Genomic DNA, 21,794 nt, shown 5'->3' on the forward strand with positions numbered 1-21,794 from the left:
CGCACCACCGGCCTGATCACCTGCACCCTGAGCAACGACGGCACGGTCGCCTTCCCCTACACCGTCTACCCCAACATCGTGTACGCCTTCGCCGGCACCCCGTTCACCGTCACCCCCGGCGCCACCCGCAGTTACACCTGGGACGCCGCCGCGACCCACGGCCGTTACGACTTCACCGTCCACGGCCCCGACGGCTTCGTCCGCCGCTTCGCCGGCACCGTCGTCCGCGACGGCCAGGACGGCCAGAACGACATCGGCGTGCCGATCGTGACGGCCGATCTGAGCAGCGCAGACGGTCTGGGTCAAGCCCGGCAAGCAGGTCAACCTCGGCTGGCCGCTGGACAAGCAGGGCCGCTACGACGTCGTCGTGACGGCCGGCACCGGCCTGCGCTTCACCCAGCGGTACGCGGGCTGGGTGCACTGACCCGGCGTCCGGGGCCCGGGCGGACGAGACGGTCGGGGGCGCCGAACCGGTGACCTCCGGCCGTGGCTCGGCCGCCCGGCCGGGCCCGGCGGCTAGCGTCGGGCCATGCAGAAGATCACCACCTTCCTCTGGTTCGACCACCAGGCCGAAGAGGCCGCCCGCTTCTACACCTCGGTCTTCGCCGACTCCCGGATCACCACCGTCACCCACTACCCCGAGGAGGGCCCGGGCGAGACGGGCACGGTCATGACCGTCGCCTTCGAACTCGCCGGCCAGGGCTTCGTCGCCCTCAACGGCGGCCCGATGTTCCACTTCACCGAGGCGATCTCGCTCCAGGTCGACTGCGCCGACCAGCAGGAGGTCGACGAGCTCTGGGCGAAGCTCACCGCCGACGGCGGTGAGGGCGGTCCGTGCGGCTGGCTCAAGGACCGCTACGGGCTCTCCTGGCAGATCGTCCCCCGCGTCCTGACCGAGCTGATCGCCGACCCGGACCAGGCCAAGGTCGGCCGGGTCACCGCGGCGATGCTGCGGATGCAGAAGATCGAGATCCAGCCGCTCCTCGACGCCGCCCGGGGCTGATCCCATGACCGTCCCCGCCGTCCGCTGCACCCTCTACCTCCATGCCACGCCCGAGCAGGTCTGGCACGCCCTCACCAACGCCGACGAGTCCGCGGTCTACTGGGGCCACCGCAACGTCTCCACCTGGCTGCCGGGCGCGCCCTGGGAGCACCGGCGCACCGACGCCTCCGGCATCGCCGACGTGGTGGGCACGGTCGAGGCCGTCGAACGCCCGCACCGCCTCGTCACCACCTGGGCCGGACCGGACGAGCAGCGTCCGGCCGGTCCGTCCCGGGTCACCTTCGAGCTCGCCGGCCACCTGGACCTCACCCGGCTCACCGTCACCCACGACAACCTCGCCGACGAGGCCGAGTCCGCCGACTCCACCGCCGGCTGGTCGGCCGTCCTCTCCAATCTGAAGACCTACCTGGAGACCGGCCGCCCGCTCCCGCAGGAACCCTGGTCGATGCCCTGACGGTCGGGGCGGCCGGGCCTCAGGCCGGCTGCTTGCCCGGCCGTCGGCGGCGCCGGCGCAGCCGGGCGGGGTTCAGCCGCTCGCCCCTGGCCAGCCGGCGTAGCCGGGCGAACCGGGAGAACCGCTCCCGGTTCGCCACCGACGCACGGTCCAGCTCCTCCATCAGGCGCCGGCTGCGGTGCTCCAGATCGAGCTCGTCGAGGATCCGGTCCACCTCGGCCAGCAGCGCTCCGTGCAGCTGCCAGGCCTCCGGGTGCTCCTGCACCCGGAGCAGCAGCAGCTGGGCGACGTTCTCCCGGCTGGCCCAGGCGGCCGCCAGCTCGGCCGTCAGCCGCCGTTCGGCCTCCTCGGCGTTGCTGCTCACCTGGGTGGTGACCAGCACCGCGAAGCTCACCAGCGCCCCGCCGAGGTGGCCCAGCAGCTCCTCCAGCGCGATCGCCACGTCGGCCGGGAAGAGCCGCTCCTCCGGGCCCCGCCGCTTGGCCAGGTCGGTGAGCGAGCGGGCCAGCACCCGGATCACCACCACGCAGATCTCCAGCGTGTCCAGGCCGGTCCGCAGCACCAGCCGGGAGAGCAGCCCCTCGCTGATCCGGGGGTTGAGCCGCAGACTGTCCTCGGCCTGGCGCAGCGCCCCGTCGACGTCCGCGATGGCCTGGTCGAGTCGGCGGGCCTCGTGCAGTCGTTCGGCCACGCGCTCCACGGGGGTGGGCCGGCCGAGCTCCTCGGCGATGCCGAGCAACAGGTGCCGGGCCCGGCGGGCGAGGTCCTCGATCGACTCGCCGGCCGTGTCCACCCAGACCGGCGCGGCGAACAGCAGATTGAACAGCAGTCCGACGGTGGCGCCGATCAGCGTTTCCAGCACGCGGTCCCAGGCCTGCGAGGTCACCTGGCTGACTCCCAGGATGAGCATCGCGCTGATCGCCACCTCCTGGACGAACTCGTCCACCCGGACGAACCGCCCGACGGTCAGCGAGGCCAGGATGATCAGGCCCAGGCTCCACCAGGAGAGCCCGACGACCGAGCTGAAACCGATCGCGATCAGCACCCCGACGACCACCGAGTTCACCCGCCGGATGCTGGTGGTCAGCGTCGAGTAGACGGTGACCTGGACGACCAGCAGCGCCGTCAGCGGCGCGGTCAGCGGGGCCGGCTCACTGCTCAGCTGCGTCGCCACCGCGTACGAGAGGGTGGCGGCCACCGTGGCCCGCACCGTCTGGACGACGAAGGGCTCGCGGGCACCGCGGCGCAGCGTGGTGGCGAAGGACTCCGGGAGAAGGGCCATGCCGCCCTTCTTTCCCCGCCCGGGCCGCTCACACCGCCGATCCGGCTCACCGGCACTCGAAAGAGCCGCTCGTCCGGCCCACCGCGGGCGAAGGTGCTACGGCCGGCGGCGCTGCTCGCGCAGCAGCTTCCACGGTGCCAGCGCCGACTCGACCTGCACCCCGAGGCTCATCTTCGAGGTGCCCTCGACCCGCTCCTCGAAGCGGATCGGCACCTCGCGGATCCGCAGTCCCCGCTGGACGGCGCGGTAGTTCAGCTCGACCTGGAACGAGTACCCGTTGCTGTGCACCGAGGGCAGGTCGATGGCCCGCAGGGCCTCCGCCCGCCAGGCCTTGAACCCGGCGGTGGCGTCCCTGACCCCGAGGCCGAGGATGGTGTTGACGTAGAAGTTCGCCCAGGCCGACAGCGCCTTGCGGTGCCACGGCCACTCCTCGGCGGTCGAGCCGCCCGGCACGTAGCGCGAGCCCAGCACCACGGCGGTGTCGTCGTCGGCCAGCAGCGTCTCCACCATGACCGGGAGCACCGAGGCCGGGTGCGACAGGTCGGCGTCCATCTGGACCACCACGTCGGCGCCCTCCGCCAGGGCCCGGGTCATGCCCGCGACGTAGGCCCGGCCGAGTCCGTCCTTCTCGGTGCGGTGCAGCACGCCGACGCGGCCGGGCGCATCCGCCGCGAGCTTGTCCGCGACGTCGCCGGTGCCGTCCGGGGAGTTGTCGTCGACCACCAGCAGGCGCAGACCGGGCAGCTTCAGGTCCGCGAGCAGCCCCGCGAGGACCGGCAGGTTCTCCCGCTCGTTGTACGTGGGTACGACGACAACGACCTTGGGGGAGGCCTCGACCATGTTCTGTTCCTCGCGCGATCCCCGGCCGGTACCGCGCCGCCGGCGCCCGCACCCGACCGGACAGGTGTCCACTTCGGTCGGGCGAGTCTAGCCGCGGTCGTACGTGTCCGGTCCCACCGCCCGCCGCCGGCCCCCGGGGAGCCGGCGGCACCAGCGGGTGCTACCGGGTGGGATGGGACCTGCTCCAGGCGGGGGCGACGAGGGCGACCAGGCCGACGGCGAAGGCGAGCTGGAGCACATGGCGGATCCAGTCGATGCCCGAGGTGTGCCGCACGCCGACCCAGCCGGCCACTGCGTTGCCCAGCAAGGCCCCGGCGGCGCCGAGCAGCATCGTCAGCCACCAGGGGATCGCCTGCGGGCCGCGCAGGATCAGCTTGGCCAGCACGCCCAGCACGAAACCGATGAGCAGAATCCACAGGAGCTGGAACATCGCATTCCACCTTTCGAGGCGCGTTTCCCCATGGTCGCCCGGATCCCGCGCTCAGGCACGTCGACGGCCGCCGCCGCCCGGTCGCCGCCCCGTCCCCGCCCCGTCCGCGCCTGGTCCCCACCGCTCAGGTGTCGGCGTGGCTGAGGGCGGCCCCGGTGACCGGGTCGAACACGTGCAGGCGGTCGGTGTCGATCCACAACTCCAGCGGGCCGCCCTCGGCGGCCCGCGTGTCGGTGCCGATCCGGGCCACCACCTCCCGCCCCTGCGCGGCGGCGCCGACGTCCCGCTGCCGCGCGGCCAACTCCTCCAGCGCGCCCGGAACGGGCCGCTGGCCCGCCACCGTGAAGTGCACGAAGACGTCCGAACCGACCGACTCCAGCACCTCGACGCCCACCGTGGCCGTTCGGCCGCCCTGCGGGTGCTCCACGAGGGCCGCGTCCTCGAAGTGCTCGGGCCGCAGGCCGACGACCACCTCGCGCGGTGCGTCGGCGGCGGCCAGCCGTTGCCGGAGCCGGTCACCCACCGGCAGGTCGGCCAGCGCGGTGCGCAGCATCCCCCGTTCCAGCGTGGCGTCCAGGAAGTTCATCCCCGGTGAGCCGATGAACCCCGCGACGAAGAGGTTCACCGGCTCGTCGTAGAGCTGCTGCGGGGCGCCGACCTGCTGGACGACGCCGCCGCGCAGCACCACCACCCGGTCACCGAGCGTCATCGCCTCGACCTGGTCGTGCGTGACGTAGACGGTGGTGGTGCCGAGCCGGCGCTGGAGGCGGGAGATCTGGGTGCGCATCTGCACCCGGAGCTTGGCGTCGAGGTTGGAGAGCGGCTCGTCCATCAGGAAGGCCTTGGGGTCGCGGACGATCGCCCGGCCCATCGCGACCCGCTGGCGCTGGCCGCCGGAGAGGTGGGCGGGGCGGCGGTCCAGGTGTTCGGTGAGGTCGAGGATCCGGGCGGCCTCCTCGACCTTGGCGGTGATCACCGCCTTGTCGGTCTTCGCCAGGCGCAGGGCGAAGCCCATGTTCTCGCGCACGCTCATGTGCGGGTAGAGCGCGTAGCTCTGGAACACCATGGCGATGTCCCGGTCCTTGGGCGCGCGGTCGTTGACCACCTGGCCGCCGATCCGCAGGGTGCCCTCGGTGATGTCCTCCAGGCCCGCGATCATGTTGAGGGTGGTGGACTTCCCGCAGCCCGAGGGGCCGACCAGGATCACGAACTCGCCGTCCGCGACGGTCAGGTCGATGCCGTGGACGGCGACCGCGCCGTCCGGATAGCGCTTGGTGATCCCGTCGAGGACGATCTCGGCCATGCCCTGCCTGCCTTCCTTGGACGTGCTCGGTGGAACCACGCTGCGTCGAACCGCGCTTCGTGGCATCAGCCCTTGACGGCGCCGGCGGTGAGGCCGGCCACGATGCGGCGCTGGAACAGCAGCACGAACACCACGATCGGCACCGTGATCACCACCGCGGCGGCCGCGATCGAGCCGGTGGGCTGCTGGAACTGCGAGCTGCCGGTGAAGAACGCGATCGCGGCCGGGACGGTCCGCGCGGCGTTGGTGGAGGTCAGCGAGATGGCGAACAGGAAGTCGTTCCAGCAGAAGATGAAGACCAGGATCCCTGTGGTGAACACCCCCGGCGCCGCCAGCGGCGCGATCACCAGCCGGAACGCCTGCGCGGGCGTCGCCCCGTCCACCTTCGCGGCCTTCTCCAGGTCCCACGGGATCTCCCGGAAGAACGCCGACAGGGTGTAGATGGCCAGCGGCAGGGAGAACGTCATGTACGGGATGATCAGGCCCGCCCAGGTGTCGAAGAGGCCGAGCACCCGCTCGATGTTGAACAGCGGGGAGACGAGCGAGATCGGCGGGAACATCGCGATCAGCAGCGACATCCCGATCAGCAGCCGTTTGCCCGGGAAGCGCAGCCGGGCCACCGCGTAGGCGGCCATGGTGCCGAGCAGCACCGCCACGGTGGTGGCGATGACGGCGATGCCGATCGAGTTGAGCAGGGCCCGGGTGAAGTCCGAGGTCTGTGATGCCGCGGTAGTTCTCCAGCGTCCACTTGCGCGGGACGAAGTCGCCGTCGTCGAGCGTGCTCGGGTCCTTGAAGGAGAGCGCGGCGATCCACCAGACCGGGAACAGCGCGTAGAGCACCACCAGCAGGTTGACGACGCCCCAGCTGGCCGCCGTGCGGGTCTGTCGGGAGGTCACCGGCCCTCCGCCCCGCCGCCGGGCGCGGAGGCGCCGAACAGCTTGACGAAGACCAGCGCGATCGCCGCCACGCAGAGGAAGATCAGCACCGAGATCGCCGAGCCGATGCCCAGGTTGAGCGCGGTGAAGAGGTTGTCGTAGCCGAGGATCGACACCGAGCCGGTGTTGTTGGAGCCGCCGGTCAGCACGTAGATGTTGTCGAAGACCCGGAACGCGTCGAGGGTCCGGAAGAGCAGGGCGACCAGGACGGCCGGCTTCATCAGCGGCAGGATCACCAGCCGGAGCCGCTGGCCGAACGTCGCGCCGTCCACCATCGCGGCCCGGACGGTCTCCTCGGGGACGAGGGCCAGGCCGGCCAGCAGCAGGAGCGCCATGAAGGGCGTGGTCTTCCACACCTCGGCCAGGATGATCAGTCCGATCGCCTGCCAGTGGTCGGTGAGCGGGGCGCTGCCCGCGGGCAGCAGCGCGGCGAGGTAGCCGGTGCCGGGCGTCCAGGCGTACTGCCAGGAGTAGGCGGCGACCACGGTGACGATCCCGTACGGCACCAGGACGGCGGTGCGCACCGCGCCCCGGCCGAACACCGCCCGGTGCATCACCAGCGCCAGGGCGAGCCCCAACACCAGCTCGACGGCCACCGAGACGGTGGTGATCAGCACCGTCACCCAGAGCGCCTGCCACCAGAACGGGGAGGTGAGCACGGCGGCGTAGTTGCCGAACCAGACGAACGTCGCCTGCTGGGGGAAGCGCAGGTCGTAGCGCTGGAGGGAGAGGTAGACGGCGTAGCCGACCGGGTAGGCCGTCACGGCGGTCATCACCAGCACGGCCGGGGCGCAGAGCAGCCAGCCGAGCCGGCGCTCCTGCCGGGAGCCCTCGGACAGGCCCTTCGGGGCCGTCCCGGGGAGGGTGGGCGGCCTGGTCACGGGATCAGCCCCTTCGAGCCGAGCGCGTCCCTGAGCTGCCCGCTCAGCGCGGAGACGGTGCTCTCCGGCTGGACGGCCGACGGCGGGGAGAGCGCGTGCGAGATCGCGATCGAGACGTTCTGGTAGGCGGGCGTCTGCGGCCGGACGGAGGCGGAGTCCAGCGCCGCCAGCACATCGGCGGCGAACGGGTAGCTGTCGGTGAGTTCGGCGGCGGTGTAGAGGCCGCGCAGCGAGGGCGGCAGGCCGCCCTTGAGCGCGTTGGTCAGCTGGTTGTCGCGGTTGCGCAGGCAGAGGGTGGCCTCCTGGGCCAGTTCGGGGTGCCGGCTGTAGGCGCCGACCGCGAGGTCGATCCCGCCGATGGTCACGCTCGCCGGGCGGTCCGGGAGGACGGCGGGGTAGGGCGCCCAGCGGAAGTGCGGGAACAGTTCGGGCCGGTCGGCCTTCATGGCGGGGTAGACGAAGGGGTAGTTGAGCTCGAAGGCGGCCGTGCCGGACTCCATCGCCAGCCGGTTCTGGTCCTCCATCTGGTTGGAGAGCGAGGGGTCGGCGGCGGGCGAGCGGGCGAGGTCCCGGATGACGCCGGCGGCGGCGACGGCGGGCGGGCCGAGCGAGGGCGCGGTGGCGTCGGGGGTGAGCACCGAGCCGCCGGCGCTGGTCACCAGGGTGTTGAACCAGACCGTCAGGCCCTCGTACTGGGCGCCCTGGACCTCGACGAAGTGCGGCTTGCCGGCCTTGGCCAGCTCGCCCGCCATCCCGAGCATCTCGGCCCAGGTGCGCGGCGGGGCGGGCACCAGGTCGTCGCGGTACCAGAGCAGTTGGGTGTTGGAGTTGTACGGGACGGCGTACAGCCGGTCCTTCCAGGTGGCCGTCTTCAGGGCGGCGGCCAGGGTGTCGGCGCCGGCCTGTTCCTTCGCCGCGCCGGTCCACTCGCGGATCCAGCCGGCCTCGGCGAACTCGGGCGCCCAGGTGACGTCCAGGCCCATGATGTCCACGCCGGCGTCGTGTGCGGCGAGCCGGCGGACCAACTGCTGGCGCTGGCCGTCGGCGGTGCGCGGCAACTTGTCGTAGCGGATCGAGTAGCGGCCGCCGGAGGCCCGGCCGCAGGAGTCGGCGGCCTGCTGGAGGGCGCCGGAGTCGTCGGGGAAGTTGTACCAGTCGAGGGTCACCGGTCCGCTGCCGTCGTCGGGGCCGCTGCCGCAGGCGGCGAGCGCCAGGGTCAGCAGCTGGACCAGGACGAGTGCGGCCCGGCGGCGTGGTCTCGGCACGGCTCTCCCTCCGATGGCGGCCTGCGGGTGGTCACGCTAGGGCGCACGACCCTGCGGTGCGCGGGAGATGACGGCGTGACACCCCTGATGCCCGCCGAGTGGCCCAACGTCCGTCGTCGAACTCCCGCCTGCGGGGAGGCGTCGGCGGGTGGTCCGCCGGTCGCGCCGGTCGGTGGCCGGACGGCTCTGGCGGGCCGGCCGCACTGCCGCTACGGTCTGGACCAGTCACCCGTTCGGCCGATCGGCCGCAGTCCCTGTCCGGCCCTTTCCGGGAGTCGTCATCAGCACCCGATCCACCGTCAGCGCCCCGCTCACCCTGCCCGATCTGCTGGACGACCGGGCGGCCCGGCACCCCGACCGGACCGCCCTGATCGTCCCCGGCGGTGCTCCGCTCGACTACCGCCGGTGGCGTGAGCGCGCCGTCCGCGCCGCCCACGGGCTCGCCCGGGCAGGGGTCCGCCCCGGGGAGCGCGTCCTGCTGCTGTTCCCCGACCGCGCGTGGGACGAGTACGCGGTGGCCTTCCTCGCCGTGCACTACGCGGGCGCCGCGGGGGTGGTGATCCGCGAGGACCTCGGCCGGGAGGACACCGCGCGGCTCGCGTCGGCGAGTGCGGTCCGGCTGGCGCTGGCCGCCGCGGCGGACGACCCCCGGGGAGCCGGGCTCGGCGTGCCCTGCCTGCGGCTCGCCGCGCTGGAGGCGGTGGCCGACACCCCCGACGAGCCACCGCACCGGCCCCGCCCCGAGGACCTCGCCCAGGTGATCGGCACCTCCGGCACCACGGGGGCACCCAAGGGGGTGCACGCCGCGCACGCCAGTCTCACCGCGGGCCAGCGGCTCGACCCGCGGCCGCGCCCGTACGCCCACTCGGCGCACGCCGTGCACGCCTTCCCGATCGGCACCAACGCGGCGCAGGTCGTCCTGGTCAACGCGCTGGTCGCCGCGCCCGCGACGATCTGTCTGCCGCGCTTCGACGCCGAGGAGTTCGGCCGCGTCGTCGAGGAACACCGGGTGGGCACCGTCTTCCTGGTGCCCTCGATGGCCGTGGAACTGCTGAACTCGGGTGTGGCCCGCCGCCGGGACCTCGGCAGCGTGCTGCTGGTCAGTTCCTCGGCGGCCGCGCTGCCCGCCCCGGTCGCGACGGCGCTCACCGCCGCGCTCCCCACCGCGACCGTCGTCAACACCTACACCTCCGCCGAGTCCTCGCCGGCCCAGATATCGGCCGTCGTGGACGCCCGCCGCCCGGGCTCGGTCGGCCGCCCGGCCAACCCGGTCGACCTGCGGCTGCTCGACGCCGACGGGCGCACGGTGGAGCCCGGCGCCGTCGGCGAGGTCTGGCTGCGCCAACCCGGCCCGCCGCGCGGCTACGTGGCCGGGCCCGCCGAGTCGGCGGCGGTGTTCCGCGACGGCTGGGTGCGGATGGGAGACCTCGGCCGGCTCGACGCCGACGGCTACCTGTACCTGGTAGACCGGGAGAGCGACCTCATCAAGTCCGGCGCGCTGAAGGTCTCCACGCTGCGGATCGAGGACGTCCTGCACGCCCATCCGCAGGTCGCGGACGCTGCGGCGCTCGGCGTCCCGCACCCCGTGATGGGCGCGGTGCCGGTCGCCGCCGTGGTGCCCGCCGCCGACGGCCTGGACCTCGACGAGCTGCGGCTCTTCCTGAGCGCCCGGCTCGGGCGCGGTGAACTGCCCGTCCGGATCCTGGTCACCGACCGGCTGCCGCGCAACCCCAGCGGAAAGGTGCTCAAGCACGAACTGCGGGCCCGGTTCGCCGAAGCGGCCGACCGTCCGGCCGCCCCCGGAACCCCGCCGGCCACCGACCGCGAGGTCGCGCTGGCCGGACTCTGGCGGCGCGTGCTGGGCCGCCCGGTCCACGCCGTGGAGGACGAGTTCTTCGCCCTCGGCGGGGACTCCTTCCGAGCCGTCCAGCTGGCCTCCGCGATCTCCGCCGAGTTCGGCGTCACGGCGAGCACCGCCCTGGTCTTCGAACGGCCCTCGCTGCGTGCCCAGGCCGCCTGGCTCAAGGAGGCGCCGCCCACGGCCGGGCCGGCCGGGCCGGCCGCCGGCGAGGAGGTCTCGGACTTCCTCCGAGAGCTGCGCGCCCAGCCGCACGACCTCCCGCTCACCTCCCAGCAGGAGAACTTCCTGCGCTGGACGGCCGAGGCCGAGGGCCGCAACGTCGGCTCGGTCGCGGTGATGTTCCGGGTCACCGAGCCGCTGCGCACCGATCTGCTGGCCGAGGCGCTGCACGAGGTGGTGCGTCGCCACCCGGCGCTGCGGACGAGGTTCGTCCCGGTGCCGGACGCCCGGCAGCCGGGGATCCGTCGCGCCGTGGTCGACGGCGAACCGTACGAGGAGACGGTGTTCGCCGAGGCGCCGGGCGAGAGCGACGACGAGGTCTCCGCCCGGCTGGTCGCCGTCCGGGACCGGCTGACCGATGTCGCCGAGGGGCCGATGACCCGCCTCGCCGTGGTCACCCGGGGCCCCGACGACCACGCCGTGCTGCTCGCGGTGCACCACATGGTCGCCGACGGCTGGTCGGTCGGGGTGCTGCTGCGCGAGCTGGGCGTGCTCTACTCGGCGCTGCGGCGCGGCCGGTCGGCGCCCGCGCCCCGGCCCGGGCGGGAGTACCGGGAGCTCGTCGCCTGGTCGAACGCCCACTGGGCGGCGTCCCGGGCCCACTTCGCCCGCACCCTGGCGGGTGCGCCGCAGGCGGTGGAGCCCTTCCCGGGGCGGCGGGACACCGAGGTCGTACTGAGCGCGGCCCACCGGCTGGCCGTTCCGGCGGAGCGGGCGCAGGCCCTGCGGGCCCGGGCGGCCGGGGCGGGAGCGACTCCGTTCCAGGCGCTCGCGGCGCTCTGGCTGGGCCTGCTGGCGGACCGCAGCGGCCAGTCCGACCTGGTGCTGATGACCCCGGTGCCGGGCCGGACCGAGCCGTCGGCGGAGCGGGCCGTCGGCTGCTTCGTCCAGTCGCTGCTGCTGCGGATCGACGCCGCGGGCGCGCCCGGTTTCGCCGAGCTGCTCGCCCGGGTCCGGGACGCCTCGACGGCTGCGCTGGACCACCAGCTCTATCCGTTCGCCGAGTTCAGCCCCCGGGTGCCGTTCGCCGCCTGGCTCCGCTACGAGAGCTGGAGCGCCCCGGCCCAGCTGCCGGGGCTGGCCTGCACCGCCTGGGAGCTTCCGCGCAGCACGAACGTCCCGTACCCGATGCCGGGCGGGGACCGGCACGTGCCGGAGCTGGCGGCCGTCGAGCAGCCGGACGGCGGGCTGGTCTGCTGGCTGCGCTACAACGAGCACGCCTTCGCCCCGGAGACCGTCGCGGGGCTGGCCGACGCGCTGGAGACCCGCCTCGCGGCGGCGGCGGGGGTCTGAGTAGGGCGGGTACCGGGACCCGGTTCCGGCACCCGTCAGGACGGGCGGCTGAACCGGTGGTCCGTCGGGGTCCGTTCCTTCCTGCAGAATCGTGCATACGTTCGTCCCCTGTACAGGAGTGCCGCACCATCATGTCGACCCAGGCCCCGGACCGCCTTCGCCCAGTCACCGCCGTCCTCCCGAGGTCCAGGGTGCCCTGGCCCGCGCGCCGTCCGGGGAGCGGCCGATGAGGGCCCTGGCCGGACTCCGGCCGCGGACGGCCTGGACGGCTGCGCTCGCGGTGGTGGTGGTCGGAGCCCTGACCGCAGGTCTGCTGTGGTGGCACCCGTGGAGCCCGGCCGCCGCCAAGGGGCCGAAGCCGTTGGCGGAGGCGTTCACCACGGCTCCCGGCGGGTCCGCGCGCTTCGGCACCGGCGAGCAGCTCCTGCGCTACAAGGTGCGCGCCGAGAAGGGGCTCAAGGAGAGCCCCGAGCAGTTCGCCGCCCAGGTCGACGCCGTCCTCGGCGACGTCCGGCACGGCTGGGCCGCCGACGGCACCCGGTCGTTCCAACGCGTGCCCTCCGATCCGGTGGACTTCACCGTCTACCTGGCCACCCCGGAGACCACCGACCGGATCTGCGGCCAGTACGGGCTGGACACCGGCGGCTGGGTGAACTGCGGGGTGGGCCACCAGGTGGTCGTCAACGTCAAGCGCTGGACCGAGCTGACGGAGTTCTACACCGGTCAGCCCGAGCTGTACCACGCGCTCGCCGTCAACCACGAGGTCGGCCACGTCCTCGGCCTCGGCCACGTCGACTGCCCCGGCCCGGGCGAGCCGGCACCGGTGATGATGCAGCAGATCAAGGGCCTGCACGGCTGTGTGCCCAACGGCTGGCCCTACTCCGACACCGGCACCCTCCTCACCGGCCCCCCGGTCGCGGCCGCCACCCCGGCCCCGTAGCGGAGCGGCGGCCCCGGGGCCCGCGCCGTGCACCGGGGCGTCGTACCCGGCGGCACGGGCCGCGGCGACGGGCTTCCGAGGACTTCGGCCCGTTCCGGCTCCGGGGGAAGAGCCCCGGAGCCGGGAGGAGCACGGCAGGTGACGGGCGGTCAGCCGGTGAGCCGGTCGGCGGCCTCGTCGTCGCTCAGGGCCTCGATCTCGGCGATCAGCAGTTCCTCGACGCGGGCGGCCAGGGCGGCTGCGGTGGAGCGCTCGAAGGCGTCGCGGATGGGGACGTCCAGGCCGACGCCGGCGCGGATGCGGGCGACTACGCGGGTCACCAGGAGGGAGTCTCCGCCGAGGGCGAAGAAGTCGTCGAGGACCCCGACCCGGGGCACGCCGAGAACCTCCTGCCAGAGGTCGGTGACGAGTCGTTCGGCGTCGGTGCGCGGCGGCAGGTACGCGGCCGTGCTGGCCCGGTCCGGGGTGGGGAGGGCGGCGGTGTCGAGCTTGCCGTTGAGGGTCAGGGGCAGCCGGTCGAGCAGGACGACGGTGTCCGGGACGAGGTAGGCGGGCAGGCACCGGGCCAGGTGTTCGCGCAGCGCGGCCGGTGTGGGTTCGGCGCCGGGGGAGGGGACGGCGTAGGCGACCAGGCGACGGCCGGCGAGGACGACCGCCGCCGCCCGGCTCACCTCCGGGTTGCCGGTCAGGGCGGCCTCGATCTCGGCCGGCTCGATCCGGTAGCCGCGCAGCTTGATCTGCTCGTCGGTACGGCCCAGGTACTCCAGTTGTCCGTCGGTGCGCCAGCGGGCCCGGTCGCCGGTGCGGTACAGCCGGCCGCCGGGGCCGGTGAACGGGTCGGGGCGGAAGGCGGCGTCGGTGAGGTCGGAGCGGCCCAGGTAGCCGCGGGCCAGGCCGGTGCCGCCGATGTGCAGCTCGCCCTCGGAGCCGCGGGGGAGGAGGGCGCCGCGCTCGTCGAGGACGTAGAGCCGCACGCCGGGCAGCGGGCGGCCGAGCGGTGGGCGCCGGCGGGCGTCGGTGGCGTCGAGGTCGGTGGCGGTGACGATCACGGTGGCTTCGGTCGGGCCGTAGGTGTTGACCAGCCGGACGCTGTCGCCGTGCTGCTCCCGCCAGCGGGCGACGGCGGCGGGGCGGGCCTCGGAGCCGCCGAGGACCACCAGCCGCAGGGCGGCCGGCCACAGGGTCCGGTCGTCGAGCGCGACCAGTTCCTCCCAGTAGGCGGTCGGCAGGTCGAGCACGGTGACGGTCGCCCCCTGCGGCCCGTGCAGCAGCTCGGGCAGCGTGCGCCCGCCGCCGGGCAGCAGGACGACGCAGGCACCGGTGACGAGGGCCGGCCACAGCTCCTCGGCGTGGGTGTCGAAGCCGATCGAGGCGAACTGGACGATCCGGTCACCGGGGGCGAGCCGGTAGCCGTCCGGCCCGGCCATCCAGTCGACCCGGGCGGCGAGGGCCGCGTGGTCGACGGCCACCGCCTTGGGCGTGCCGGTGGAGCCGGAGGTGTAGAGGACGTAGGCGAGGCCGGCACGCTCGTCGCCGGGGGAGGGGGCGGCGGCCGCGACGATCCGCAGTCCCCCGCCGTCCTCGTCGGTCAGCAGCAGCACGGCGCCCGACTCGCGGAGCATCAGCTGCCGCCGCTCCTCGGGGTGGGCCGGGTCGAGCGGCAGATAGCCGGCCCCGGCCTTCCAGACCGCCAGCAGGGCGATCACCAGGTCGAAGGACGGCGCGATACGCACCGCGACCAGCTGCTCGCGGACCGGGCCGAGCCGGTCGGACAACTCGTCCGAGAGCCGGTCGAGTTCGGCGTAGCTGAGGGTGCGGGCGGCGCACTCCAGGGCCGGCGCGCCGGGGGCGGCGGCGACCCGCTCGGCGAAGCGCGACAGCACCGGGTGCGCCGGACCGGGCACCGGCCCGGCGCCGAGCGCGAGCAGGTCGGCCCGCTCCCGCGGCCCGAGCAGCCAGTCCCCGTGCAGCGGCAGCGTGACGTCCTCGACCACGGCGGCCAGCAGCGCCCGGCACCGTGCGCCGAGCCCCGCCACGGTGGCCTCGTCGAACACCTCCCGGTCGAAGGTGAAGGAGAGCGTCAGCCCGCCGCCGGCGGTCCGCCAACTGTCCAGCAGTAGATCGGTCTTGGCCCGCTCGAAGCCGGAGTCCATCGAGGCGGTGCGCACCCCGGCCGGCAGCGCCGCCCCGCCGTCGCCGCCGGCCAGGTCGTACTGGCTCTGGTGGACGAACACCGCCTGGTAGAGCGGCGCCGCGCCGCCCTCGGCGGGCAGGCCCAGGTGGGCGGCGAGCCGCTCGACCGGTACCTCCTGATGGCTCAGCGCGCCCAGGGTGGCCGTCCGGACCCGGTGCAGCACCGTGCGGAAGTCCGGCTCCCCGGAGAGGTCGGCGCGGATCACCCCGGTGCGGGCGAAGTAGCCGACCAGCGCCTCCTGGGCGGCCTCGGTCCGCCCCGCCAGCGGGGTGCCCACCAGGAAGTCCCCGGTGCCGGTCCAGCGGGCCAGTACGCACTGGTAGGCGGCCAGCAGCACCATGAACGGGGTGCAGCGCTCCCGCCGGGCCAGGCCGTCCAGGGCCGTGGTGAGCCCGGGGCCCAGCTCGACCGCGGCGAACCCGGCGGGGTGCCGCGCGTCGGCCGGCCGGGGGTGGTCCAGCGGCAGCCGCAGCCGGCCGGTGCCGGCCAGCTTCTCGGCCCAGTAGCGGAACGCCGCCTCGGCGCCGCCGGCCGCCGCGCGCTCCTGCTCGGCCCGGGCGATGTCGCCGTACCGGAGGGTGAGCGGTGCCAGGCCGGCCGGCGCCTCACCGGTCTCCTCCCGGTACAGGGCGAGCAGTTCGCGCCAGAGGATCCCGAACGACCAGCCGTCGGAGACGATGTGGTGCACCACCACGGCCAGTGCGTGCTCGTCCGGCCCGGAGGAGATCAGCACGGCGCGCAACGGCGGGCGCTCGGCGAGGTCGAACGGCGCGTTGACCGCCGGCCGGCAGGCCTCGGTGAAGTCGCGCTCGCCCGCACCGGGCGCCAGCTCGACCACGGTGAGCGGGACGGGTGCCGGCGGTTCGACCAGCTGGACCGGCGCCTCGCCGACCAGGGCGAAGCGGGTGCGCAGGGTCTCGTGGCGGGCCGTCAGCCGGTCGAGCGCCCCGCGCAGCGCGTCCCGGTCGAGCGGGCCGCTCCAGCGGCGGCAGAGGTACATGGTGAAGCCGGTGTCGGCGGGGTTCAGCTGCTGCAGGAACCAGAGGCGCCGCTGCTCCTCGGTGAGCGGGTGGACGGCTTCGGCGGTCCGGGCGGGGCCGGTCGATCCGGTCGATCCGGACTGTGCGGCCGGTGCGGTGGGGTCGGTGGGGTCGGTGGTGGTCATCGGGCGGCGGCCTCGGTTCCGGTACGGCGCGCGGGTGGGGTGGCGGCCGGCGCGGCGGTGGTGGGTGCGGGCGGGGTTGCGGCGGGTGCGGGCGGGGTGGTCGCGGGTGCGGCGGGGGTGGCGGCGCGCTCCGTCAGGGCGGCGAGGCCGACCAGGTCGTCGGGTTCGGCGTCGGGGACGTCGCGGTCGAAGTGGCGCAGCGCGGGGACGGCCAGGCAGGCCAGCACGAGCAGGGCCATGGCCAGGCCGAACAGCAGGTAGAGCAGGCCGATGCCGCGCCCCTCGCCGGTGCCGATCAGCCGGCCGACGGTGCCGGCGAGCGCGCCGTCCTCGTCGACCAGCGGCTGGACCAGGCGCGGGCCGAGCGGCGCCACCACGGCGAAGCCGACCGGCAGGGTGGACCAGGCGACCATGGTGTTCACCGCGATCACCCGGCCGTGGAAGCGCAGCGGGACCTTGGTCTGGACGATCGTCGCGTAGACGCCGTTGACCAGGGCCAGCCCGTAGGCCATGCCGAAGGCGCCGAGCGCGACCGGGACGACCGAGGGCCGCAGCCCGGTCACCAGGCAGGCGGCGGCCAGTCCGAGGGTGGCGAACAGGACGCCGCGCAGCCGCAGCCGCCGAGGCCCGCCCCAGACGAGCAGGGTCAGACCGCCCAGCACGGCGCCCAGACCGGCCGCGACGGCGACCCACCCGGCCGCCGCGAGCGGGGCGAAGGAGAGCACCAGGGGGGTGGTGAGCAGGAACAGCGGCGAGAGGAAGACGTTGAGGACGGCGAAGAACAGCAGCATCGCGCGGAAGTGCCGGCTGCCGAGCGCGCGCCGGAACCCGGCCCGGATCTCGGCGGCGACGCTCTCCCGCCGCTGGGCGGCCATCACGTCCGGGAAGCGCACGGCCAGGGTGACCCCGGTGGCCACCACGTAGCTGGCGACGTCGAGGGCGAGGATGCCGCCGAGGCCGAGCGCGGCGAGCAGACCGACCGCGAACAGCGGTACCAGGAACTGGGCCAGCCCGAAGGCCATCTGGACGATGCCGTTGGCCCGGCCGAGGAAGCGTTTCGGTACGAGTTGCGGGACGGCCGAGTTCCAGGCCAGCCGCTGGAAGGTGAGTGCCGCGGAGAGCACCGCGATCAGGACGTAGGCGTGCCAGATCGCCAGGCTGCCGGTCAGGTACAGCAGCAGCATCACCGCCTGGGTCAGGCCGGCCGCCACGTCCCCGTACAGCATGATCCGGCGCCGGTCGCCCCGGTCCACGACGGCGCCGGCGATCGGCGCCGCCAGGATGCCGGGCACCAGACCGCAGGCGGCCAGCAGGCCGAACTGGGCGAGCGAACCGGTGGTCAGGTAGATCCAGACCGGGAGGGCGAACTCGGTGAGCGCCGAGCCGATCACGGAGATCTGCTGGCCGGCGGCGACCCCGAGGAACCGCCGCATGGTCGGACGCGCCACCACCGGGGTGTCCGCGGTACGAGGGGCGTCCGTGGTGCGAGGGGCGTGCGCGGTGCGAGGGGCGTCCGCGGGCTGCTCCGCGTCGTCCCGGGAGAGGCCTGCCAGCCACCAGGTGGCGCCCTCGGCCCACTGGTGCCGCACCTCCTGCCGGGCCGCCACCGAGCGGTGCACGGTGGTCAGGATCTCGGCGAGTTCGGCGGCCCGGTACTTGAGGTAGAAGTGGCCGGCCTCGTCGAGCACCACCACGCCGGTGGTGTCGCTGAGCCGGTGCCACTCGCGGTAGCGCTCCTGGTAGAACTCGGTGGCCGGGTCCCGGTCGCCGCAGACCGCGATCACCGGCGCGGCGATCCGGCCGTCCTCGCTCTCGAAGAGCCGGGTGAAGTACTGCTCGGCCTCCTTGGTGCCGGTCCGGCGGTTCCTGACCATCAGGCGCAGTTGTTCGGTGCCGACCTCGTCGGTGTCCAGACCGGCCGCCGCCAGGGCGTTGACCATGCCCTGGTCGCTGCGCAGGCGGTCGGCGATCCGCGCCCACCGCTCGCCGACCGCGGCGCCGCGCCCGCGCGGCCGGGCGAACGGGAAGATCCCGCCGAGGTGGACGGCCTCGACCTCGCGTCCGGCCGCCTCGACCCGGCGGGCGATCTCCACGGCCAGCCGGACCCCGACGCCGCAGTGGCCGTAGAGGACGATCCGCCCCTCCACGGTGTCGACGATCTCCTGCGCGCAGACGGCGGCCACCTCGTCGATGTCCATCGCCTCCTCGCCCAGCTCGTGGCCGGGGACGGCGAGCGAGTGCAGTGCCCAGTCGGTGGGCAGCGCGTCGGCGAGCGGCTTGTAGATGAGTGCGCTGCCGCCGCCGTAAGGGGTGCACACGATGCTGGCGGTGGTCCGGCGGCCGGCCGGGGTGAGGCGGTGCAGCAGCCGGCGAGGTCCCCGGTCGGCGTCCGGGTCGCTGAGCAGGGCGGCGAGGCGCCGGACGGTGGGGTACTTGAAGAGGTCCATCACCCCGACGGGGGTGGGGAGTTCGGGGAAGGACCGGCGCAGCCGGGCGACCACCTGGGTGGCGAGCAGGGAGTGGCCGCCGAGTTCGAAGAAGTCGTCCAGGGCACCGACCCGGGGGACGGCCAGGAGCTCGGTCCAGAGTTCGGCGAGGAACTGCTCGGCCTCGCCCCGCGGTTCGACGTACTCGCCGCGGCCGGTGGGCTCCTCGGGCTCGGGCAGCGACCGGCGGTCGACCTTGCCGTGGGCCAGCAGGGGCAGCCGGTCGAGCACCACGAAACGGGCCGGCACCATGTAGTCGGGCAGGACGTCGGCGAGGGCCTCGCGCAGTTCGGCGGGGGCCGGGGCGGGACCGCCCCCCGGGTGTTCGAGGTAGCCGACCAGGGCCTGCCGCAGTCCCTCGCCACGGGCCAGGACGACGGCCTGGGTGATGCCGGGCAGGGCGGTGAGGGCGGCCTCGATCTCGCCGGGCTCCACCCGGTAGCCGCGCACCTTGATCTGGTCGTCGGCGCGCCCCAGGTAGTCGAGGGTGCCGTCGGGCCGCCAGCGGGCGAGGTCGCCGGTGCGGTAGAGCCGGTCGCCGGGCGCGCCGAAGGGGTCGTCGACGAAGCGCTCGGCGGTGAGCTCCGGGCGGCCCAGGTAGCCGCGCGCGAGGCGGTCGCCGCCCAGGTACAACTCGCCGGTGACGCCGGGCGGCACGGGCTGCAGCGCCTCGTCGAGGACGTGGCAGCGGGCGCCGGCCAGCGGGGTGCCGATGGGCGTGCTCCCCGTGCTCCCCGTGCCGGCCGTGTCGGCCGTGCCGGCGGTGACCTCGTGGACGGTGACGCCGACGGTCGCCTCGGTGGGGCCGTAGTGGTTGAACACGGCGCAGCGGCCGAGGGCGGCGAGCCCGGCGGCCCACGGCCAGGCCGAGGCCTCGCCGCCGAGCACCAGCGCCCGGCGCGGCAGCAGCCGCTCCAGCGGGGCGTCGGCGCCGAGCGCGGCCAGGTGGGAGGGCGTCATCTTGAGGTAGTCGAGTTCCAGTGCCTCGACCTGCTCGGCCAGTTCGGCGCCGGCGATCCGGCGCGGGAGGAGGTGGACCCGGCCGCCGGTGCTCAGCGCGAGGTAGAGCATCGTGATGCTGAAGTCGAAGGACAGCGACTGCAGCAGCCCGTACGCCGCGCCGGGTTCGATCCGCAGCCGTTCCCGGACGCCGGCCAGGTAGTTGAGGATCTGCCGGTGCTGGACGGCGACGCCCTTGGGCGCGCTGGTCGAGCCCGAGGTGTAGATCACGTACGCCAGGTGGTCCGGGCCGGAGGCCTCGTCGAGCGGTTCCGGGGCCGGGGCGAGGGGATCGGCGTCGAGGGGGTCCGTGTCGAGCAGCAGCTCGGTGCCGGTGTACCCGGGGAAGCGCTCCCGCAGCGCCGCGTCGGTGAGCAGCACCCGGGCGCCGGCGTCGGCCACCAGCCGGGCGAGCCGGGCGGGCGGCTGCTCCGGGTCCAGCGGAAGGTAGGCGCCGCCCGCCTTCAGTACGCCGACCAGGGCCATCGCCAGCTCGGGGGACTGTTCCAGGCAGACCGCGACCCGGTCGTCGGGCCGCACGCCGAGCGCCCGCAGCCGGCGGGCCAGGCCGGTGGCCCGCTGTTCGAGCTCCCGGTACCGGACCGTGCGGTCCTCGAAGACCACGGCCGGGCGTTCCGGATGGGCCTGCGCGGTGGCGGCGAGCAGGGCCGTCAGGGTGTCCGGTGCGGTGCCGGCATCGGGCAGCGGCGGCCCGGCCGCCCAGCCCTCCAGGACGTCCCGCCGTTCGCCGGGGGTGAGCAGCGGCAACCGGGAGACCGGGCGCGCCGGATCGGCCACGGCCGCGGCCACGAGCAGTTCGAACCGCTCGACCAGCCGCCGGACGGTCGCGGCGTCGAAGAGGTCGGTGCGATAGGTGAGCAGGCCGTACAGGCCGCCGTCGGACTTCTCCCGCATGTAGAGCGCGAGGTCGGTGCGGGTGGTGGCGGCCTCATGCCCGAAGCTCTCGCCGATGAGCCCGCTGGTGCCGGTGCCGGCACCGTTGGCGTGGGTGCCCGCGCTGCGGTCGCCGTAGTTCTGGAAGGCGAAGCCGACCTGGAAGACGGCCGACCGGCTGACGTCGCGCTCGATCTCCAGATCGGCCACCATCTGCTCGAACGGCACCTCCTGGTGGGTGTACGCGTCGAGGGTGGTCTCGCGGACCCGGCCGAGCAGCTCGGTGAAGGTCGGATCGCCCTCCAGCCGGGCCCGGATCGGCAGCATGTTGACGAACAGGCCGACGACGTCCTCCAGTTCGCGGTGGAGCCGGCCCGCGACCGCCGAGCCGACGGCGAAGTCCCGCCGGCCCGCGTGCCGGCCGAGCAGGGTCTGCAGCGCGGCCATCAGCACCATGTACGCCGACGCGTTGGCGGATCTGGCCAACCCGTTGACGCCGCTGCCGAGTTCCGCGCCCCAGTGGAACTCCAGCGCGGCCCCGTCGAAGGTCAGCACCGGCGGTCGCGGGCGGTCGGTGGGCAGTTCGAGGGCGGGGACGTCCCGCAGTTCGGTCCGCCAGTACGCGCGGGAGGCGGCCAGCGCGCTGCCGGTCAGGCGTTCGCGCTGCCAGTGGGCGTAGTCGCCGAAGCGGACGGCGGGGGCGGCCAGGCCGTCCGGGGTGCCGTCGGCGTGCCGGGTGTAGAGCGCGTCCAGCTCCCGGTTGAGGATGTCCAGGGACCAGCCGTCGCTGACGATGTGGTGGATGACCAGCGCGAGCACGTGCTCGTCGGGCGCGGTGCGGACCAGCAGGGCGCGCACCAGCGGCCCCTCGGCCAGGTCGAACGGTTCGGCCACCAGGGCGCCGAGCTCGCCGGCGGCGCGTCCGGCCGGGTCCGGATCGGCGGCGGCGTCGACGAACCGGGCCGCGCACGGGGCGGGTTCGGCGACGCGGACCTCGGCGGTGCCCTCGGGGGTGCTCGGGAAGGTCATCCGCAGCGCCTCGTGCCGCGCGACCAGGTCGGTGAGGGCGGCGTCCAGCGCGTCCCGGTCGAGCGGTCCGCGCAGCCGGCGGGCCGGCGCCAGGGTGAAGGCGGTGGAGCGCGGGGCGAACTGGTCCATGAACCAGAGCCGTTCCTGGCCGCTGGAGAGCGGCGGGGCGGTGCCGGGCGGTCGGGTGGGCACGGTTCTGGCGGGAGCCGAGGCCGTACGCAGCCGCTGGGCGAGCAGGGCGCGCTTGGTCGCGGAGAGCCCGGCCGCGGGGTCCTGGATGTCGGTCATCGGTAGTCCATTTCGGCGCACGTCGGAGGTGG

Annotated in this window: 13 protein-coding genes and 1 pseudogene; 5 read left to right on the top strand and 9 right to left on the bottom strand. The window is 74.5% G+C overall.

Features of this window, described 5'->3' with window-relative positions; all coding sequences use genetic code 11:
- Positions 1-337 precede the first annotated feature (337 nt).
- The 3 genes from AB0J08_RS24260 to AB0J08_RS24270 all read left to right on the top strand — a co-directional run bounded on the left by AB0J08_RS24260 (position 338) and on the right by AB0J08_RS24270 (position 1,457).
- Positions 338-424: a hypothetical protein gene (locus AB0J08_RS24260; RefSeq protein WP_360638150.1), complete on the top strand. Its 87-nt coding sequence runs from the start codon at positions 338-340 to the stop codon at positions 422-424.
- A 105-nt stretch (positions 425-529) separates the two neighbouring features.
- Positions 530-1,003 (top strand): VOC family protein, encoded by a 474-nt coding sequence (locus tag AB0J08_RS24265; RefSeq protein WP_360637977.1) that lies wholly within the window; start codon positions 530-532, stop codon positions 1,001-1,003.
- A 4-nt stretch (positions 1,004-1,007) separates the two neighbouring features.
- Positions 1,008-1,457, top strand: coding sequence for an SRPBCC family protein (locus tag AB0J08_RS24270; RefSeq protein ID WP_360637980.1), 450 nt, complete (start codon positions 1,008-1,010; stop codon positions 1,455-1,457).
- Between the two features lie 19 nt (positions 1,458-1,476).
- Here the strand turns inward: AB0J08_RS24270 and AB0J08_RS24275 are convergent, their stop codons facing one another.
- The 7 genes and pseudogenes from AB0J08_RS24275 to AB0J08_RS24305 form a co-directional block, all read right to left on the bottom strand.
- A complete protein-coding gene (locus tag AB0J08_RS24275) occupies positions 1,477-2,739 on the bottom strand; it encodes an aromatic acid exporter family protein (RefSeq protein ID WP_360637983.1) in 1,263 nt (420 codons plus the stop codon).
- A gap of 96 nt (positions 2,740-2,835) precedes the next feature.
- Complete coding sequence (locus tag AB0J08_RS24280; protein WP_360637986.1) at positions 2,836-3,579, bottom strand: polyprenol monophosphomannose synthase; 744 nt, start codon at positions 3,577-3,579, stop codon at positions 2,836-2,838.
- 160 nt (positions 3,580-3,739) lie between these two features.
- Positions 3,740-4,009, bottom strand: a complete 270-nt coding sequence (locus AB0J08_RS24285) for a GlsB/YeaQ/YmgE family stress response membrane protein (protein ID WP_360637989.1) — start codon at positions 4,007-4,009, stop codon at positions 3,740-3,742.
- 124 nt (positions 4,010-4,133) lie between these two features.
- Positions 4,134-5,312, bottom strand: a complete 1,179-nt coding sequence (gene ugpC, locus AB0J08_RS24290) for a sn-glycerol-3-phosphate ABC transporter ATP-binding protein UgpC (protein ID WP_360637992.1) — start codon at positions 5,310-5,312, stop codon at positions 4,134-4,136.
- 65 nt (positions 5,313-5,377) lie between these two features.
- Positions 5,378-6,209 (bottom strand): annotated as a pseudogene (locus AB0J08_RS24295) (carbohydrate ABC transporter permease).
- A complete protein-coding gene (locus tag AB0J08_RS24300; RefSeq protein ID WP_360637995.1) occupies positions 6,206-7,129 on the bottom strand; it encodes a sugar ABC transporter permease in 924 nt (307 codons plus the stop codon). The pseudogene AB0J08_RS24295 and the gene AB0J08_RS24300 overlap by 4 nt, the downstream one beginning before the upstream one ends.
- Complete coding sequence (locus tag AB0J08_RS24305; protein WP_360637998.1) at positions 7,126-8,394, bottom strand: ABC transporter substrate-binding protein; 1,269 nt, start codon at positions 8,392-8,394, stop codon at positions 7,126-7,128. Before AB0J08_RS24305 ends, AB0J08_RS24300 begins: the two co-directional genes overlap by 4 nt.
- A gap of 148 nt (positions 8,395-8,542) precedes the next feature.
- Between AB0J08_RS24305 and AB0J08_RS24310 the strand changes: the two genes are divergently transcribed.
- The gene (locus AB0J08_RS24310) at positions 8,543-11,767 is read left to right on the top strand and encodes an AMP-binding protein (RefSeq protein WP_360638001.1); all 3,225 of its coding nucleotides are present in this window, start codon (positions 8,543-8,545) and stop codon (positions 11,765-11,767) included.
- A gap of 226 nt (positions 11,768-11,993) precedes the next feature.
- Entirely contained in the window at positions 11,994-12,707 is a 714-nt protein-coding gene (locus AB0J08_RS24315) for a DUF3152 domain-containing protein (RefSeq protein ID WP_360638004.1), read from the top strand.
- Between the two features lie 149 nt (positions 12,708-12,856).
- On the opposite strand, the gene AB0J08_RS24320 is transcribed toward AB0J08_RS24315, so the two are convergent.
- Both AB0J08_RS24320 and AB0J08_RS24325 read right to left on the bottom strand, forming a co-directional pair.
- Positions 12,857-16,066: an amino acid adenylation domain-containing protein gene (locus AB0J08_RS24320; RefSeq protein WP_360638007.1), complete on the bottom strand. Its 3,210-nt coding sequence runs from the start codon at positions 16,064-16,066 to the stop codon at positions 12,857-12,859.
- Positions 16,063-21,762: an amino acid adenylation domain-containing protein gene (locus tag AB0J08_RS24325; RefSeq protein ID WP_360638010.1), complete on the bottom strand. Its 5,700-nt coding sequence runs from the start codon at positions 21,760-21,762 to the stop codon at positions 16,063-16,065. The genes AB0J08_RS24320 and AB0J08_RS24325 overlap by 4 nt, the downstream gene beginning before the upstream one ends.
- Positions 21,763-21,794: the final 32 nt, after the last annotated feature.

Source organism: Kitasatospora sp. NPDC050463, from assembly GCF_040655255.1.
Classification (GTDB): Bacteria; Actinomycetota; Actinomycetes; order Streptomycetales; family Streptomycetaceae; genus Kitasatospora.

Coding starts and splice junctions, on each gene's coding strand:
- AB0J08_RS24270 (WP_360637980.1), top strand. CDS start 1,008: ATGACCGTCCCCGCCGTCCGCTGCACCCTCTACCTCCATGCCACGCCC.
- AB0J08_RS24265 (WP_360637977.1), top strand. CDS start 530: ATGCAGAAGATCACCACCTTCCTCTGGTTCGACCACCAGGCCGAAGAG.
- AB0J08_RS24280 (WP_360637986.1), bottom strand. CDS start 3,579: ATGGTCGAGGCCTCCCCCAAGGTCGTTGTCGTCGTACCCACGTACAAC.
- AB0J08_RS24315 (WP_360638004.1), top strand. CDS start 11,994: ATGAGGGCCCTGGCCGGACTCCGGCCGCGGACGGCCTGGACGGCTGCG.
- AB0J08_RS24275 (WP_360637983.1), bottom strand. CDS start 2,739: ATGGCCCTTCTCCCGGAGTCCTTCGCCACCACGCTGCGCCGCGGTGCC.
- AB0J08_RS24320 (WP_360638007.1), bottom strand. CDS start 16,066: ATGACCACCACCGACCCCACCGACCCCACCGCACCGGCCGCACAGTCC.
- ugpC (WP_360637992.1), bottom strand. CDS start 5,312: ATGGCCGAGATCGTCCTCGACGGGATCACCAAGCGCTATCCGGACGGC.
- AB0J08_RS24285 (WP_360637989.1), bottom strand. CDS start 4,009: ATGTTCCAGCTCCTGTGGATTCTGCTCATCGGTTTCGTGCTGGGCGTG.
- AB0J08_RS24325 (WP_360638010.1), bottom strand. CDS start 21,762: ATGACCGACATCCAGGACCCCGCGGCCGGGCTCTCCGCGACCAAGCGC.